At 68.2% G+C, this 16,251-nt stretch carries 15 protein-coding genes and 2 tRNA genes; 11 read left to right on the forward strand and 6 right to left on the reverse strand.

What is annotated here, in order from left to right; translation table 11 throughout:
• Positions 1-2 precede the first annotated feature (2 nt).
• Positions 3-548 carry a uridine kinase gene (locus HMPREF1529_RS15980; RefSeq protein ID WP_157533945.1) on the forward strand — a complete coding sequence of 182 codons (546 nt, stop codon included), beginning with the start codon at positions 3-5 and terminating at the stop codon, positions 546-548.
• A 201-nt stretch (positions 549-749) separates the two neighbouring features.
• On the opposite strand, the gene HMPREF1529_RS12755 is transcribed toward HMPREF1529_RS15980, so the two are convergent.
• A tRNA-Gly gene (locus HMPREF1529_RS12755) sits at positions 750-823 on the reverse strand.
• Between the two features lie 106 nt (positions 824-929).
• On the opposite strand from HMPREF1529_RS12755, the gene HMPREF1529_RS12760 reads away from it, so the two are divergent.
• From HMPREF1529_RS12760 to HMPREF1529_RS12785, 6 genes are all read left to right on the forward strand, one after another.
• Positions 930-1,003 (forward strand) — tRNA-Pro (locus HMPREF1529_RS12760).
• A 70-nt stretch (positions 1,004-1,073) separates the two neighbouring features.
• Positions 1,074-2,567: a trigger factor gene (gene tig / locus HMPREF1529_RS12765; RefSeq protein ID WP_016465110.1), complete on the forward strand. Its 1,494-nt coding sequence runs from the start codon at positions 1,074-1,076 to the stop codon at positions 2,565-2,567.
• 172 nt (positions 2,568-2,739) lie between these two features.
• Complete coding sequence (locus HMPREF1529_RS12770) at positions 2,740-3,324, forward strand: ATP-dependent Clp protease proteolytic subunit (protein ID WP_016465111.1); 585 nt, start codon at positions 2,740-2,742, stop codon at positions 3,322-3,324.
• Between the two features lie 11 nt (positions 3,325-3,335).
• Entirely contained in the window at positions 3,336-4,001 is a 666-nt protein-coding gene (locus tag HMPREF1529_RS12775; RefSeq protein ID WP_016465112.1) for an ATP-dependent Clp protease proteolytic subunit, read from the forward strand.
• 158 nt (positions 4,002-4,159) lie between these two features.
• Complete coding sequence (clpX, locus tag HMPREF1529_RS12780) at positions 4,160-5,428, forward strand: ATP-dependent Clp protease ATP-binding subunit ClpX (RefSeq protein WP_005050338.1); 1,269 nt, start codon at positions 4,160-4,162, stop codon at positions 5,426-5,428.
• Between the two features lie 52 nt (positions 5,429-5,480).
• On the forward strand, positions 5,481-5,996 hold the full coding sequence (locus tag HMPREF1529_RS12785) for a hypothetical protein (RefSeq protein ID WP_016465113.1): 516 nt from the start codon (positions 5,481-5,483) through the stop codon (positions 5,994-5,996).
• Between the two features lie 48 nt (positions 5,997-6,044).
• Here the strand turns inward: HMPREF1529_RS12785 and HMPREF1529_RS12790 are convergent, their stop codons facing one another.
• Positions 6,045-8,102 carry a M3 family metallopeptidase gene (locus tag HMPREF1529_RS12790; protein WP_016465114.1) on the reverse strand — a complete coding sequence of 686 codons (2,058 nt, stop codon included), beginning with the start codon at positions 8,100-8,102 and terminating at the stop codon, positions 6,045-6,047.
• A gap of 70 nt (positions 8,103-8,172) precedes the next feature.
• Here HMPREF1529_RS12790 and HMPREF1529_RS12795 point away from each other — a divergent pair, with 70 nt between their 5' ends.
• The 3 genes from HMPREF1529_RS12795 to HMPREF1529_RS12805 are packed head-to-tail and all read left to right on the forward strand — an operon-like array spanning position 8,173 to position 10,708.
• Entirely contained in the window at positions 8,173-8,793 is a 621-nt protein-coding gene (locus HMPREF1529_RS12795) for a winged helix-turn-helix domain-containing protein (RefSeq protein WP_016465115.1), read from the forward strand.
• Entirely contained in the window at positions 8,790-10,088 is a 1,299-nt protein-coding gene (locus HMPREF1529_RS12800; protein ID WP_005053459.1) for an MFS transporter, read from the forward strand. The genes HMPREF1529_RS12795 and HMPREF1529_RS12800 overlap by 4 nt, the downstream gene beginning before the upstream one ends.
• A gap of 47 nt (positions 10,089-10,135) precedes the next feature.
• A complete protein-coding gene (locus tag HMPREF1529_RS12805; protein WP_198013071.1) occupies positions 10,136-10,708 on the forward strand; it encodes a dihydrofolate reductase family protein in 573 nt (190 codons plus the stop codon).
• Between the two features lie 15 nt (positions 10,709-10,723).
• Here HMPREF1529_RS12805 and HMPREF1529_RS12810 read toward each other — a convergent pair whose 3' ends face one another.
• Positions 10,724-10,972, reverse strand: a complete 249-nt coding sequence (locus tag HMPREF1529_RS12810) for a hypothetical protein (protein ID WP_016465117.1) — start codon at positions 10,970-10,972, stop codon at positions 10,724-10,726.
• A gap of 1 nt (position 10,973) precedes the next feature.
• Positions 10,974-13,568, reverse strand: coding sequence for a valine--tRNA ligase (valS, locus tag HMPREF1529_RS12815; RefSeq protein ID WP_016465118.1), 2,595 nt, complete (start codon positions 13,566-13,568; stop codon positions 10,974-10,976).
• A 263-nt stretch (positions 13,569-13,831) separates the two neighbouring features.
• On the opposite strand from valS, the gene HMPREF1529_RS16365 reads away from it, so the two are divergent.
• Entirely contained in the window at positions 13,832-14,659 is an 828-nt protein-coding gene (locus HMPREF1529_RS16365; protein WP_036283524.1) for an endonuclease domain-containing protein, read from the forward strand.
• Between the two features lie 84 nt (positions 14,660-14,743).
• Here the strand turns inward: HMPREF1529_RS16365 and HMPREF1529_RS12825 are convergent, their stop codons facing one another.
• Positions 14,744-15,331, reverse strand: a complete 588-nt coding sequence (locus HMPREF1529_RS12825; RefSeq protein ID WP_016465120.1) for a GNAT family N-acetyltransferase — start codon at positions 15,329-15,331, stop codon at positions 14,744-14,746.
• Complete coding sequence (locus HMPREF1529_RS12830) at positions 15,328-16,005, reverse strand: hypothetical protein (RefSeq protein WP_016465121.1); 678 nt, start codon at positions 16,003-16,005, stop codon at positions 15,328-15,330. Before HMPREF1529_RS12830 ends, HMPREF1529_RS12825 begins: the two co-directional genes overlap by 4 nt.
• Between the last annotated feature and the right edge of the window lie 246 nt (positions 16,006-16,251).

Consider the following 16,251-nt stretch of genomic DNA (forward strand, 5'->3'; position numbering starts at 1 on the left):
CGGTGTCGTCGGCACATCGCCACTTCGTCGAGGAACTGGCTCGACTGCTGCCTTGCCCCGCGGGGCACTCCTGCGTCCTCGTGGGGATCGACGGCGTCGACGGCGCCGGAAAGACGACCCTCGCCGACGACCTCGCCGATGTCCTGCGGCCCATGGCCCCGGTCGTGCGGATCTCCATCGATGGGTTCCATCGGCCGCGCCGCGAGCGCCACGCGCGGGGTGCCCGCTCACCGGAGGGATTCTGGCTCGACTCCTACGATTACGACGCCTTCCACCGTGAGGTCGTCGCCCCCTTCCGGTCAGGGAGAGGCACCTACCTTGCCGCGATCCACGATGTCGACAGTGACGCCGACCTCTCCGCTCCTCGGCATCCCGTCCTCGCCGGGGCGACGGTGATCGTCGACGGCATCTTCCTGCACCGCGCGGAGCTCCGCGATATCTGGGACTGCAGCGTCTTCTTGGACGTGCCCTCCGTGGCGAACTCGATGAGGACGGTCGCGGAGGCGCGAAACCACGAAGGCGCACCAGGGTTGACGACGGGGTCGTAGCAGTTCGCAACGATCGATGTCGGATCGGCGTAGAGCGCATCGGCGCGACGATTGGACGCGCTCACCCATGCGGCATCGCGAGGGGCCAACCGGCGCTCGTCCCGAAGACCGTTCACGAGGGCGAACACGCCGGGGAATCTGCCGTGACGGTTGGGGACGGCGCTCTGGAAGCGCTGGAAGACCGGCGTCGCAGGGATCATGTGGAGGGGATGACGGGAATCGAACCCGCACCATCAGTTTGGAAGACTGAGGCTCTACCATTGAGCTACATCCCCGAGGCCGCCCACGAGCGGCATCCCGAAGAGTCTACAAGGTCTTGTCGGCTAGACTGACCAACGGCCGTTATTCGGCGCATGCGACCTGAAAAGGTGAGTGCGCGCCCGGGGCGTAGCTCAGCTTGGTAGAGCGCCCGCTTTGGGAGCGGGAGGCCGCAGGTTCAAATCCTGTCGCCCCGACAGAACGACCCCCAGACCTAAGAAACCACGGACGCGCACGTGTGCGTCCGGACACGAGGAGAACACAGGCATGGTCACCAGCACCGTCGAGAAGCTCAGCCCCACCCGGGTCAAGCTGCACATCACGGTCACCCCGGACGAGCTCAAGCCGAGCATCTCGCACGCGTACGAGCACATCGCCCAGGACATCCAGATCCCCGGGTTCCGCAAGGGCAAGGTGCCCGCGCCGATCATCGACCAGCGCGTCGGCCGCGGCGCCGTCATCGAGCACGCGGTCAGCGAGGGCCTCGACACCTTCTACCGCGAAGCCGTCACCGCCAACGAGGTCCGCATCGTCGGTCGCCCGTCGGCGGAGGTCATCGAGTGGCCGAGCGACAAGGACTTCTCCGGTGACCTCAAGGTCGAGGTCGAGGTGGACGTGCGTCCCGAGTTCGATCTGCCGGCCCTGGACGGCGTGACCGTCGAGATCGACGCCGTCGACACCGACGACGCCGCGATCGACGCCGAGCTGGACCGCCTGCGTGGTCGCTTCGGCACGCTCGTGACCGTCGACCGTCCCGCGGCCAAGGGCGACTTCGTCGAGCTGAACCTCGTCGCCACCATCGACGGCGCCGAGATCGACCGCGCCGAGGGCGTGTCGTACGAGGTGGGCTCCGGCGAGCTGCTCGAGGGCATCGATGAGGCCGTCGAGTCGCTGACCGCGGGCGAGGACACGACGTTCCGCAGCTCGCTCGTCGGCGGCGACCACGCCGGCCAGGAGGCGGAGGTCTCCGTGACCGTCACCGCCGTCAAGGAGCGCGAGCTTCCCGAGGCCGACGACGACTTCGCGCAGATGGCCAGCGAGTTCGACACGATCGCGGAGCTGCGCGCGAGCCTCGCCGAGCGCGTCTCCGAGCAGTCGGTCTACGTGCAGGGTGCCGCCGCGCGCGACAAGCTCATCGAGGCGCTGCTCGCCAAGGTGGAGATCCCCGTCCCGGCGCAGCTCGTCGAAGACGAGGTGCACACCCACCTCGAGGGCGAGGGGCGCCTGGAGGACGACGAGCACCGCGCCGAGGTCACCGAGGCGAGCGAGAAGCAGTTCCGCACCCAGATGATCCTCGACAAGCTCGCCGAGGCGCACGACGTGCAGGTCTCGCAGGAGGAGCTGACCCAGTACCTGATCCAGTCCGCCGCGCAGTACGGCATGGCACCCCAGGAGTTCGTCGACGCGCTCCAGCAGGGCAACCAGCTTCCGGCGATGGTCGGCGAGGTCGCCCGCAACAAGGCGCTCGCCATCGCCCTCGGCAAGGTGTCGGTCGTCGACACCAACGGCAAGGCGGTCGACCTGACCGGCTTCGTCGTGGAGGACGAGGCCGAAGCCGAGGCCGAGGTTGTCGCCGAGGCGGAGGAGATCGCCGACGAGGCAGCCGACGCCGAGGCGAAGCCGGCCAAGAAGGCACCGGCGCGCAAGCCCGCCGCCAAGAAGGCCGACACGGATGCCGCCGAGGAGCCGGCCGCCACGAAGCCCGCAGCCAAGAAGCCCGCTGCCAAGAAGGCGCCGGCGAAGAAGGCCGACGCGGAGTAAGTCCACGGGGACGCGTCCCCACGAAGGGTCGGATGCTGCGGCATCCGGCCCTTCGTCGTTGCCCGGGCCGATACGCGCGACACGAGGCTCCGCCGACGGCGAACACGGGCGAGGCGGCGTGCCCGCGCAGATAGATTCAATGGCGTACGGAAACCCGGAATCAGGAGTATCCATGGCTGAACCACTTGTCGCTACGAGCGTCTTCGACAGGCTGCTGAGAGACCGCATCATCTGGCTGGGGTCGGAGGTGCGCGACGAGAACGCGAACGAGATCTGCGCCAAGATCCTGCTTCTCGCGGCCGAAGACAGCGAGAAGGACATCTACCTCTACATCAACTCGCCCGGCGGCTCCATCACCGCAGGCATGGCGATCTACGACACGATGCAGTTCGTTCCGAACGACATCGTCACCGTCGGCATCGGCATGGCCGCCTCGATGGGACAGCTCCTGCTGACCGCAGGCACCAAGGGAAAGCGCTACATCACGCCCAACGCGCGCGTGCTGTTGCACCAGCCGCACGGCGGTTTCGGCGGCACGGCGAGCGACATCCAGACGCAGGCGCAGCTGATCCTCGACATGAAGAAGCGCCTGGCGGAGATCACCGCCGCCCAGACCGGCAAGTCCGTGGAGCAGATCAACGCCGACGGCGACCGGGATCGCTGGTTCTCCGCCGAGGAGGCCCTGGCGTACGGCTTCGTCGACCACATCCGCGAGTCGGCCACCGATGTCATCGGCGGCGGCGGCACCAAGAACTGAAGGAACCGAGAATGAACATGCCCACCGCCGGCATCCCGCAGGGCTTTCAGATGCCCTCCAGCCGCTACATCCTGCCGCAGTTCGAAGAGCGCACCGCCTACGGCTACAAGCGCCAGGACCCGTACAACAAGCTGTTCGAGGATCGGATCATCTTCCTCGGCGTCCAGGTCGACGACGCGTCCGCCGACGACGTCATGGCGCAGCTGCTCGTGCTCGAGTCGCAGGATCCCGACCGCGACATCATCATGTACATCAACTCGCCGGGCGGCTCCTTCACCGCGATGACGGCCATCTACGACACGATGCAGTTCGTCTCGCCCGAGATCCAGACGGTCGTGCTCGGCCAGGCGGCTTCCGCCGCATCGGTGTTGCTGGCGGCCGGAGCCCCGGGTAAGCGTCTGGCGTTGCCGAACGCCCGCATCCTGATGCACCAGCCTGCCGTCGGCGAGTCCGGCCACGGTCAGGCGTCGGACATCGAGATCCAGGCCGCCGAGATCATGCGCATGCGCACGTGGCTGGAAGAGACGATGGCGCGCCACACCAACCGCACGCAGGAGCAGGTGCACAAGGACATCGACCGTGACAAGATCCTGTCGGCATCAGAGGCCCTGGAGTACGGCGTCGTCGACCAGGTGCTGACCTCGCGCAAGCGCGTTCCGGCGGCACTGACGTCCTGACCCGACGACACCGCGACCGAGGCCCCGCCGTCACCCCCCGACTGCGGGGCCTCGTCAGGTGTCGAGAGTTTCACAACCGTGTCGCAATCCGACGAGATGTCGGTCGCAGCGGTTAGGCTCGAATCGCATCCCTGAGAGGTTTCTGGAGGAGGAGCACCATGGCTCGCATCGGTGAGAGCGCCGACCTGTTCAAATGCTCCTTCTGTGGCAAGAGCCAGAAGCAGGTGCAGCAGCTGATCGCCGGTCCCGGCGTCTACATCTGCGACGAATGCGTCGAGCTCTGCAACGAGATCATCGAAGAGCGCATGGCCGAGTCGTCGGACGGCGTCGTCAGCGACTTCGATCTGCCCAAGCCGCGCGAGATCTTCTCGTTCCTCGAGGAGTACGTCGTCGGTCAGGAGCCGGCCAAGCGGGCTCTCGCCGTCGCCGTGTACAACCACTACAAGCGCGTGCGCGCCCACGGCACCCTGCAGTCGGCCGAGCAGCGTGCCGATGAGGTGGAGATCGCGAAGAGCAACATCCTCCTGCTCGGCCCCACCGGGTGCGGAAAGACCTACCTCGCCCAAACGCTCGCGAAGCGCCTCAACGTCCCCTTCGCCGTTGCGGATGCCACCGCACTCACCGAGGCCGGCTACGTCGGCGAAGACGTCGAGAACATCCTGTTGAAGCTCCTGCAGGCGGCCGACTTCGATGTGAAGCGCGCCGAGACCGGCATCATCTACATCGATGAGGTCGACAAGATCGCCCGCAAGGCCGAGAACCCGTCGATCACGCGCGACGTATCCGGCGAAGGCGTCCAGCAGGCACTGCTGAAGATCCTGGAGGGGACGGTCGCCTCCGTGCCCCCGCAGGGGGGCCGCAAGCACCCGCACCAGGAGTTCATCCAGATCGACACCACCAACGTGCTCTTCATCGTCGCGGGCGCCTTCGCGGGCCTCGAGGACATCATCTCCGCGCGTGTCGGCAAGCACGGCATCGGTTTTGGTGCACCGCTGCATCGCAAGTCCGAGGACCTCAACCTCTTCGGCGAGGTCCAGCCCGAAGACCTCCACAAGTTCGGCCTGATCCCCGAGTTCATCGGCCGCCTGCCCGTGGTGACGTCCGTCGCGCCGCTCGACCAGGCGGCACTCATCGAGATCCTCACCGGACCGAAGAATGCGTTCGTGAAGCAGTATCAGCGCATGTTCGAACTCGACGGCGCAGAGCTGGAGTTCGAGGACGACGCCCTCCGCGCGATCGCAGACCTCGCCGTCGCCCGCAAGACCGGCGCCCGCGGCCTGCGCGCGATCCTCGAGGACGTGCTCGGTCCCATCATGTTCGAGATCCCCTCCACGGATGACGTCGCCAAGGTCATCGTGACCCGCGCAGCCGTCACCGAGGGAGCTCCACCGACCCTCGTGCTGGAGCACAAGCGCAAGAGCGCCTGAAGCGGTGTCCGCACCGCACACATCCCGGGAACAGCCGCGCAGAGGCGTTCGCGTGCTCCGCATCGCCGTCGCCATCGTGATGGCCACCCTCATCCTCGCCGGAGTCGGTGCCGTCACCTTCATGCACGCCTTCGGCCCCCGCGATGGCGAATCGATCGCGCACGCCCGTGTCGACATGGCAGCGCGCGAACTGGAGCGCAGGGTCAACCAGCCCGGACCGGGCGTGGATGCACAGACGCTTGCCGCCACCCAGTTCACCGGCGCTGTCGCGGGTGCCGACGTGCAGGCATATGCGTGGCGCGGAACGACATCGGATGCTGACGGCGCACGCGTTGACGTTCGCCTTCGCGCGAGTGTCCAGCCGCAGCCGTCGCGCGAACTTTTCCAGCCGGGGGTCGCCGCAGGAAGCGCCACGGAGTGCTTCCGCTTCCACGTGCGACAGGGTCGCTCGTCCTACCGTCCGATCGAGTGCCCGGCGTCGATGCCGTCCGCGACGCCCACGCCCCAGGCTCCCGCAACGGCTCCGCCGTCGCCGACGACCCTCCCTGCCCCCTCCGGGGCGCCCTGAACGGCGAGCGGGAGACGGGGCGTTCGCCCACCGTCTCCCGCTCGCTCGTCAGCTTCCGAGCCCGCGCCGCACCAGGAGAGGCGCGATGTCCGCGTCGCGGCCGCGGAAATCGCGGTAGGCCTCCAACGGATCCTTCGATCCCCCCACTCCGAGCACCCGCTCGCGGAAGCGATCGCCCCCGGCACGCGTCAAGCCGCCGTTCTCTGCGAACCACTCCACCGTGTCGGCATCGAGCACCTCGCTCCAGATGTACGAGTAGTAGCCCGCGCTGTACCCACCCGAGAACACATGGGCGAAGTATGTCGAGGAGTATCGCGTCGGAACGACGGGGTTGTCCAACCCGATGTCGGCGAGGGCCGCGGCTTCGAACGCGGCGACGTCCGCCACGGCATCCGCTGTGTCGATGTCCAGTCCGTGCCAGGCCTGATCGAGCCACGCCGCCGCCAGATACTCGCTCGTCGCGAACCCCTGGTTGAAGGCTTCGGAGGCGTGAAGCCTGTCGACCACATCGGCGGGCAGCGGTTCACCGGTCTCGATGTGCCGCGCGTACGACGAGAGCACCTCCGGCCAGAGGATCCACATCTCGTTCACCTGGCTCGGAAACTCCACGAAGTCGCGGAAGACGGCAGTCCCCGCGAAGTGCGGGAAGGTCACCGTCGCGAACAGGCCGTGCAGCGCGTGCCCGAACTCGTGGAACATCGTCGTGACCTCGTCGAGCGTCAACAGCGTCGGCTGCCCGGCGGCCGGCTTGGGCACATTGAGGTTGTTCACCACGATCGAGCGCGTACCGCGCAGGTGCGACTGGGTCACGATCGAGTTCATCCACGCCCCGCCACGCTTGGTGTCACGCGTATACAGGTCGAAGAGGAACAGACCCAGCTCGGAGCCGTCTGCGTTATGGACCTCGAAGACACGAACGTCGGGGTGGTACGCGGGCAGATCGGGGCGCTCGGTGAACGTGACGCCGTACAGCGCGGTCGCCGCATGGAACACGCCGTCCACGAGCACCCGCTCAGCCTCGAACCAGGGCCGCAGCGCCGTGCGATCCACGGCATACTCGGCGGCGCGGACGCGCTCCGTATAGAACGCCCAGTCGTGTGCCTCGAGCGGGAACGGCTCGGGCCCGGCATCCACCATCGCCTGCAGGGCCGCCTGCTCCGCCCGCGCGTTGGCCGCCGCCGGTGCGGCGAGCTGCCGCAGCAGCGCATGCACGGCCTCGGGAGAGCCGGCCGTCTCGTCGCTGGTCACGTACGCGGCGTGACTGTCGTAGCCGAGAAGGCTCGCGCGCTGCGCACGCAGACGCACGATCTGACGCAGCACGTCGCGATTGTCGTTCGCGTTTCCTCGAGAGCCCCGGGATCGCGAGGCCTCGAGCAGACGCCGGCGGCTCTCGCGGCGCGTGAGACTGGACAGATACGGGTGTCCGGTGAAGAGCGTGAGCGTCACCACGTACCGGTCCGACAGTCCGCGGTCGACGGCGTTCTGCGCAGCGGCAGAAAGTTCGCCCTCCGTCAGCCCGTCGAGCTCGTCGGCGGAGTCGAAGACGACGGCGAGCTCATTCGTGTCGGCCAGCAGGTTCTTCTCGAACGTCGTCGCGAGCACCGACAATCGTTGGTTGAGGGCCGTGAGCTGCTGCTTCTCGGCATCGTCGAGTCCCGCGCCGGCGTGCGTCATCTCGCGGAAGCGACGTTCGACGAGGTAGTACTCCTCTGCGGTCAGTCCGAGCTCGTCGCGGCTCTCATAGACGGCCTGCACGCGCGCGTACAGGGCTCCGTCGAGCTGCACGGCGTCGTGGTGCGCGGCCATCAGCGGCGCAAGCGTCTCTTCGATCTCCTGGATCTCGGGCGTCGCGTCGGCTGAGGAGACCGTGTAGAAGGTGCGCGCGACCTGGCCCAACAGCTCTCCGGCGCGCTCCAGCGCGACGATCGTGTTCTCAAACGTGGGGGAGGAGTCGTCCGCCACGATGGCGTCGATCTCCTCGCGGTGACGCGCGAATCCCACGGTGAAGGCGGGCAGGTAATGCGCCGGCGAGATCGACGGGTAGTCAGGCAGGCCATAGGGCAGGGAGGAAGGAACCAGCAGAGGATTGGCGTCGACATCGGTCATCACTCCAGCGTAGGACGGAAAGTACAAACCTCTGCTTGCAAAGCATTCTTTGCAACGCTATCTTTGCACCATGACGACAGACGATGCCGCTCCCGGAGCCCCGCGCGAGCGGGCGGAGGAGCGCCCCCTCGATCCCGGAGCTCTGCGCGCGCTCGCGCACCCGCTGCGGATCGAGATCTACGACATCCTCAATCAATACGGGCCGCAGACGGCCAGCTCGCTCGCGGCGATGACGGGGGAGTCCTCCGGGGCGACCAGCTATCACCTGCGCGCGCTGGCGAAGCACGACCTCATCCGAGAGGTCAGCGGTCGTGGCACCGGTCGCGAGCGGTGGTGGGAGCGGCCCAGGGGCGGCATCTCGTTCACCAACCCCGAGGCGTTGAAGACACCCGCCGGCAAAGCCGCGACGCAGCTCGTGATGAGCGAGTTCCTCACCCGGCGTCACCAGCAGTTGATGCGGTACGTCAACGAGACCTTGACCTCTCCCGAAGGCCTCGACGAGGCCACCGCGATGGTCGCCACATCGACCCTGCGACTCACGCCGGCACAGACGAAGGCGCTCATCACAGAGATGCACGAGCTCGTGCTCCGCTACGGCGATCTCTACCGCGACCAGACCGGCGCGGATCTCCATCCGATCAGCATCCGCACCGATGTGTTCCCCCTCCCGGAAGAAGGACTCAGCTCGTGACCGCTCCCACCGCCCACCAGGATGCCGAGACACCGGCATCTTCCCCGCGCCCGCCTGTGCACCGTGCCCCCCTCGGGCGCGGCTTTCGCACCCTGTGGTCGGCAGCCGTCTTCAGCAATCTCGCCGACGGGATCGGACGCACCGCGGTTCCGCTCATCGCCATCACCTTGAGCTCCGACCCTCTCGTGATCTCCGCGTTGACGGCCCTCGCGTTCCTTCCGTGGCTGGTCTTCGGGCTACCTGCGGGAATGATTGTCGACCGCATGGATCGTCGCCATGTCATGGCGCTGGCCAACGTGATCCGCGGCACCGTCGCACTATGGCTCGCGATCCTCGGGGCATCGGGAAGCCTCAGCCTCTGGGCGCTGTTCGTCGCGACGCTGGTGTTCGGGTTGGGCGAGACCCTGTTCGACAACGCCACGAATGCGGTCATCCCCGGGGTGGTCGAGCGCGATCAGCTCGACCGGGCGAACGGCTGGATCCAAGCCGCCCAGGTCACCGTCGACAGTTTCATCGCCACACCGATCTCCGGCGTCCTGTTCGCCGTCTCGCTCGCGTTGCCGCTCTGGATCGGCTCAGCGGGCTACCTCGTCCCCGTCGTTCTCGCTCTGTTCCTGCCCCTCTCGGCGGCACGCTCCCTTCGCACCGTCCCTGATCCGGCCGGCGCAACAGAGCCCGCCACGCCGCGTGCGGGCACACGCGAAGCGCTCGCCTACCTGTGGCACCACCGGTATCTGCGCACGATGGTGGTCTTCACCGCCTTCACCGGATGCGCACTCGCCTTCGCGCAGGCCGTGATCGTGCTCTTCTTCGTCGATGCGATGGCAGTCCCGGCGGCCGCGATCGGGTTCGTCACCGCCGGCCTCGGCGTGGGGGCCCTCTGCGGATCGCTCCTCGCGCCCCGCCTCGTCGCCCGATGGGGCCGGGGACCGGTGATGTTCTGGGCCATCTTCAGCGGGGGCGTCGCAATGCTGCTCACCGGCATCGCACCGTCGGTCTGGACGGCCATCATCGCCTTCGCCCTCGCCGCGTGCGCGGTGTCGATCTGGAATGTGCCGTGGGGCAGTCTTCGTCAGCAGATCATCCCGCCCGAGATCTTCGGCAGGGTGCTGGGGGTCACGCGCGCCCTCACCTGGGGGCTGTTCCCGATCGCGACGATCCTCGGCGGCCTCGTTGCGCGTATCGATCTGCGTCTGCCCTTCCTCATCGGTGGCGCGGCGACGGCGATCGTCGCTCTCTTCGGCGTGCGACTGCTGATCGTCGGAACACGGCAGGCGGGCGCGGAGATCGCGTGAGCGCGCTCGAGACGGCGGTGTCGGAGGGGGTCCCTACGGTCGACGACATGGGACGAATCGTCTTCGACACCGCCGTCTCGCTCGACGGGTTCATCGCCGATGCGAAGGGCTCCCTCGCCTGGCTTTTCGCTGCGGCGGGTGGGGCCGACCCCGATCCGGACCTGCTTCCCTCGAACGCCGGCGTGCTCGTGGAGGGAGCGACGACGTACGAGTGGGTGCTCGCCGCGGAGGACGTGCTGGCGCACCCCGAGCGCTGGCGGCAGCTCTACGCAGACACACCCACGTTCGTCTTCACCACGCGCACACTCCCGACTCCTGCCGGCGCCGATGTCACCTTCGTCTCCGGAGCGGTCGCCGAAGCCCTGCCCCGCATCCGCGCCGCAGCCGGCGATCGTGACATCTGGGTCGTCGGCGGCGGCGACCTGGCGGGTCAGTTCTTCGATGCCGGCGCCCTCGACGAGATCGCCGTGTCGATCGCCCCCGCCATGCTCGGCTCGGGGGCGCCTCTCCTGCCTCGGCGCATCGAGTCCGAGCATCTCTCACTGCGATCGGCGGATGTGGCCGGGCCGTTCGCTCGGCTCGTCTACGACGTCGTCACACCGACGCGGGCCGACGGCTAGCGCTGCTGTTCCCGCTCAGCCGAACTCATCCTCGTCGTCGTGACGCACGGTCACCTCGCCGGATGCCGCGACCTCCACGATCACGCCGGTGTCGAGCTCGGCGATCGGTCGCCCCTCCAAGAAGGTGAGCGTCCACCGCGGGCGCGGCTGTCCGAAGTCATCGCCGGCAAGCGCACGATCGACGGCGTGGATCTGCGCCCGCAGAACCGCGGGAACAGCCGTGGGCGGCTCGTCACCGCTCGTCCACCGGGTTCCGAGTTGCATCTCAGGCCTCCGGCGCGAGCTCGACGGCGTCCACGACGAGTCCCTCGCCGCCTCCGACCAGCTCCAGCTGCGCGATGCGCCCGACGGCCTTGAGGTCGCCCTCTGCGAGACGGAGCGCGGCGATGGTCGCATCGTCGCCGCGCAGCACGAGACGCGCGACCGGCGTCTTCTGCGACGCCTTGGCCTCGGTCTTCGCCCGGCGGATGCCGATGAGCGCCGCGCTGGCCGCCGTGAGCACGGCCGGGTCACCGGCGGCGCCATCCCCGGCGCCCGTGCCCAGAGGCTCCGGCCAGGGCGCGGTGTGCACGGAACCGTCCTCGAACCATGACCAGGCCTCCTCGGCCGCGAACGCGAGCACGGGGGCGAGCAGACGCAGCAGCGTCGACAGCGCCGTGCGCAACGCGAGTGCCGCGGAGGCCTGTCCGACGTCGGTCTGGTTGTAGGCGCGCTCCTTGACGAGTTCGAGATAGTCGTCGCAGAACGTCCAGAAGAAGGCCTCGGTGATCTCCAGCGCGCGGGCATGGTCGTACACCTCGAAGGCGGCCGTGGCATCGCGCACGACACGGTCGAGAGTCGCGAGCATTGCGGCATCCAGAGCGTGGGTCACCTCAGCGCCCGCCGGCACGGGGAACGACAGCACGAACTTGGCTGCATTGAGCACCTTGATCGCCAGGCGTCGCCCGATCTTCACCTGCGTCGGGTTCTGGGGATCGAACGCGGCATCGGCGCCGAGCCGGCTCGATGCGGCCCAGTACCGCACCGCATCGGTGCCGTGCTGGTCCAGGATGTCGGCGGGGGTGACCACGTTGCCCTTGGACTTCGACATCTTCTTGCGATCGGGGTCGACGATGAAGCCGCTGATGGCGGCATCCGACCACGGCGCCCGATCGTCTTCCAGGGCCGAGCGGACCATCGTGGAGAACAGCCAAGTGCGGATGATGTCCTGGCCCTGGGGACGCAGGTCGAACGGCGCGACGACGTTCCAGAGCTCTTCGTCGCGCTGCCATCCGCCGGCCAGCTGCGGCGTGAGCGAGGAGGTCGCCCAGGTGTCGAAGATGTCCTTCTCACCCTCGAAGCCGCCGGGAACGCCGCGCTGGGACTCCGTGAACCCGGGCGGCACGTCGGTGGTCGGATCGACCGGCAGGCTCGCGACCTCGGCGGTGATCACACCGCCCTCGACCCGGTCGCCGTTCTCGTCCAGCGGGTACCAGACGGGGATCGGCACGCCGAAGAAGCGCTGGCGGCTGATGAGCCAGTCACCGGTCAGGCCGTTGGTCCAGTTCTCGTAGCGCACGCGCATGAAGTCCGGATGCCACTGCATGCCCTGACCGAGTGCGATGAGCTTCTCGCGGAACGCCTCGTCGCGGGCGCCGTTGCGCAGGTACCACTGGCGCGTGGAGACGATCTCCAGCGCACGGTCACCCTTCTCGTAGAACTTCACCGGGTGGCTGAACGGCTTCGAAACCTGCAGCAGCTCGCCCGAGGCTTCCAGCAGCTCGACCATCTTCTTCTTGGCGCTGAACACGGTGAGCCCGGCCAGCTCCGCGTAGGCGGCCTTTGCGGCATCCGTGGTCACGGCATCGGGGGCGTCGGGAAGGATACGTCCGTCCTGGCCGAGGATCGTCCGGTTGGGCAGGTCGAGCTCACGCCACCAGATGATGTCGGTGACATCTCCGAACGTACACACCATGGCGATGCCCGAACCCTTGTCCTGCTGGGCGAGCGGGTGCGCGAGGACGGGCACCTCCACGTCGAAGATCGGCGTGCGAACCGTCTGGCCGAAATACGGCTGGTACCGCTCGTCGCCGGGGTTGGCGACGAGGGCTACGCAGGCCGCGAGCAGTTCGGGGCGGGTCGTCTCGATGTGGATGTCTCCCGAGCCGTCGCTCTTGTGGAAGGCGAGACGGTGATACGACGCCTGCTGTTCGCGATCCTCGAGCTCGGCCTGGGCGATCGCGGAGCGGAAGTCGATGTCCCACAGCGTCGGCGCGAGCGCCTGATACGCCTCACCGCGCTCGAGGTTGCGCAGGAACGCGAGCTGGCTCGTGCGGATGGTGTCGTCCGAGATCGTGCGGTAGGTCTGCGTCCAGTCCACCGACAGACCGAGCTGGCGGAAGACGTCCTCGAACGCCTTCTCGTCCTCCAGGGTCAGCTCTTCGCAGAGCTCGATGAAGTTGCGGCGGCTGATGGGCACCTGGTCCGCGGGCTTGAGGCTCTTCGCGTCGCCGCGGAACGGGGGAGTGAAAGAGGGGTCGTACGACAGCGAGGTGTCGCAGCGCACGCCGTAGTAGTTCTGCACACGACGCTCGGTGGGAAGCCCGTTGTCATCCCAGCCCATGGGGTAGAACACGGTCTTGCCGCGCATGCGCTCGAAGCGCACCTTCACGTCGGTGTGCGTGTAGCTGAAGACGTGGCCGATGTGGAGCGATCCCGATGCGGTCGGCGGCGGCGTGTCGACGGAGAACACACCGGCGCGACCCTTGGCCTTCGCCGCGTCGCGGTCGAAGAGGTAGGTGCCTGCCGCGCTCCACGCGGCATCCCACTTCTGCTCGAGGCCTTCGAGGCCGGGCTTGTCGGGAATCTGCGCGTCGGACATGGGTCTCCTCGAGCGATATGTGCGGCACTGTGTGAGCGTGCCTGAGTGTGGGATGTGCGCCCCAGTCTACCGGGCGCGCGCCGGTAGGTTCCGAGGAGATAGCGGATGCCGAGGAGCCCCCGACCCGATCCGATCCTCAGTTCGCGGCATCTCCTCGGCATCCGGCGCGCCGTCGCCTTCTCCCCAGCCCGGGGGAGACGTCTGCGGTGTCCACAGGACCGGGATTCCCGGCCACGGGGAACCCGGGGCGAGACGCTGGTCCCGTGTCGATCGAGGACGAGGTGCGCCATGGCGGTGGGGTCGTGCGCGTGCGCCGACTGCGCGAGCGCGGATGGAGCGAACGCAGTGTGCGGACGGCGGTCGACCTGCAGCGGCTGCAGCGACCCCGAAAGGGGTGGGTAGCCGTGCCCGACGCTGATCCGCACCTCGTGGCTGCGGCTCGAGCGGGGGTCGTGGTGTCGTGTGTGACCCAGGCGGAGCGGCTCGGTCTCTGGGTGCTCGATCGGGGACGGCGCCCCCACGTCGCCGCACCGCCGCGCTCGGGCACCGTCCGCGCAGCGCGGGCGCACGTGCACTGGGCAGAGCCGATCGTGCCGCGGCATCCCGACGCCGTCGTCGACGAGATCGAGAATGTGCTCGCGCTGGTCGCTCAGTGTCTCTCGTTCGAAGAGGCGCTCATCGTATGGGAGCCCGCTCTCGACAAGAAGCTCGTCCGCCTGGAAGAGCTGCGCCGACTTCCGTTTCGCGGCTCCGCCCGCCGGCTGCTCGAGTGCGCGAGCCCCTACTCGGGGTCGGGGCTGGAGACGATCTTCGTGTCGCGTCTGGGCTGGCTCGGCGTGCCGATCGTTCCGCAGGCGTGGATCGCAGGGCACCGTGTCGACTTCTTGATCGGAGCGCGACTGGTGATCCAGATCGACGGCGGAACGCACGTCGGCGCCCAGCGCACGAGCGACATCGCGCACCACGCCGAACTGATGCTTCTCGGCTATCACGTCATCCGCGTCGGCTACAGCCAGCTCGTCGACCGCTGGCACGAGGTGCAGGCCCTCATCATGCGCGCCGTCGCGCAGGGGCTGCACCGTGAGAAGTGAGAGGTATCACGGCCGGGAGGCAGACCGCCCGGCGGATGCCGAGGAAATGGCGGATGCCGAGGAGCGCCCGACCCGATCCGATCCTCAGTTCGCGACATCTCCTCGAAAACCGATCGGCCGCGCATCGGAGCGGCGCGCCCACGTGCCCCGGTCGATCGCGAAGGCGAGGTGGGGCATGTCGACGCCGCGATAGTGCGTCGTGAAGGTACGGCGCACCGTCATGCCCAGCCGGATGGCGAGGTTCATGGAGGCGATGTTCGTCGAGCGGATCTTGGCGTACAGCTCGTCGATCGGCAGCGTCGAGAAGGCCCAGTCACGGCACGCCGCGGCCGCCTCGACGCCGTAGCCGTGACCCCAGTGGGCACGCTGGAACAGGTAACCGACCTCGATGACCTGGTCGCCATCGATCTGCTGGCGTGTGATGCCGCACTGTCCGATCATCCGCCCGGTGTCACCGCGCACGACCGCCCACAGCCCGAAGCCGTCGTCGCGGTAGCGCTGGCGCTGGCGCTGCAGCCACGCCATCGACTCCGCGGCGCTGAAGGCGCCGTTGTAAGCCGTCATCGCCTGCGGGTCGTGGAGGATCGCGCGCAGGTCCGGCAGATCGTCGTCGGTCATCTCCCTCAGCTGAAGGCGCGCGGTCTCGATGCGCACGCGGGGATCGGGCGTCACGCGCAGATCCGGATGCCGAGAGCCTGCGCGAACGCGGCGGCGTGCAGTTCCGCCTGACGCGGCTGGAGCCACGCGCCCGTGAGCGCACGGACGTCGGTGAAGGCGAGGGCTTCGAGCCCCCGGAAATCGAGGTCGTCGCATCGCAGCCCTCGGGTGTCGACCTCGTCGGCGCGGCATCCTTCGAAGGCGACCCGCGCCAGCCGGGCCTCCGGGAGATCGACCGTCCCGAAGGTGCAGTCGACGAAGAGCACGTCGGTGAGCTCGGCGGACGGCAGCGAGAGGTAGTCGATGTGCACGTCGCGCACCACCACGCTGTCCCAGCGGGCACGCTGCCCGTCGAGCGTGGCCACCCGCCCTCCACCGACCGTGACGTTGCGCCAGCTGGCGTCCCGCGCGACGAGAGCCATCGCGCGCAGCCCGTCGACAGCGACGTCCACGAAGGTGGCACCCGTGACGTCGACGTGGCCGGCGGCCGGTCCGGATGCCGCGGCCACCCGAGATTCGATGAGCCGACAGTGCGCGGCATCCACCTCTGCGCTCACACCCGTCACGACGACGCCGAGAAGGTCGGCGCGGGAGCGCAGGGCCGGTACCTCATCGAGGTGATCGGGAAGGTCCGGCGCGCTCACACGCGGTGCCCGCGGACGAGAGGAAGCGGGGGGACGGCCGGCCATCCCTCGAGCCTACGCTCCCGGTATGATGTTCTGATCAGCACTGATCCGGCCATCACCGGGGAGCTCGCGGAAGAACGCCCAGGAACCGTCCGGGGCCGCTAGAACCGCGCGGGGCAGGCCCGTCACAGCCGTCGCACGAGTGGCCGCCGCTTCACCGCGTCGGCAAGCGGGGTGGTACCGCGGTCGCACGATCGTCCTCGCAGGAAGACTGCACGATTCCCACGATGCACGAGCACCTGCTGGAGT

Origin of the sequence: Microbacterium sp. oral taxon 186 str. F0373, from assembly GCF_000411455.1 — a bacterium.
Classification (GTDB): Bacteria; Actinomycetota; Actinomycetes; order Actinomycetales; family Microbacteriaceae; genus Microbacterium.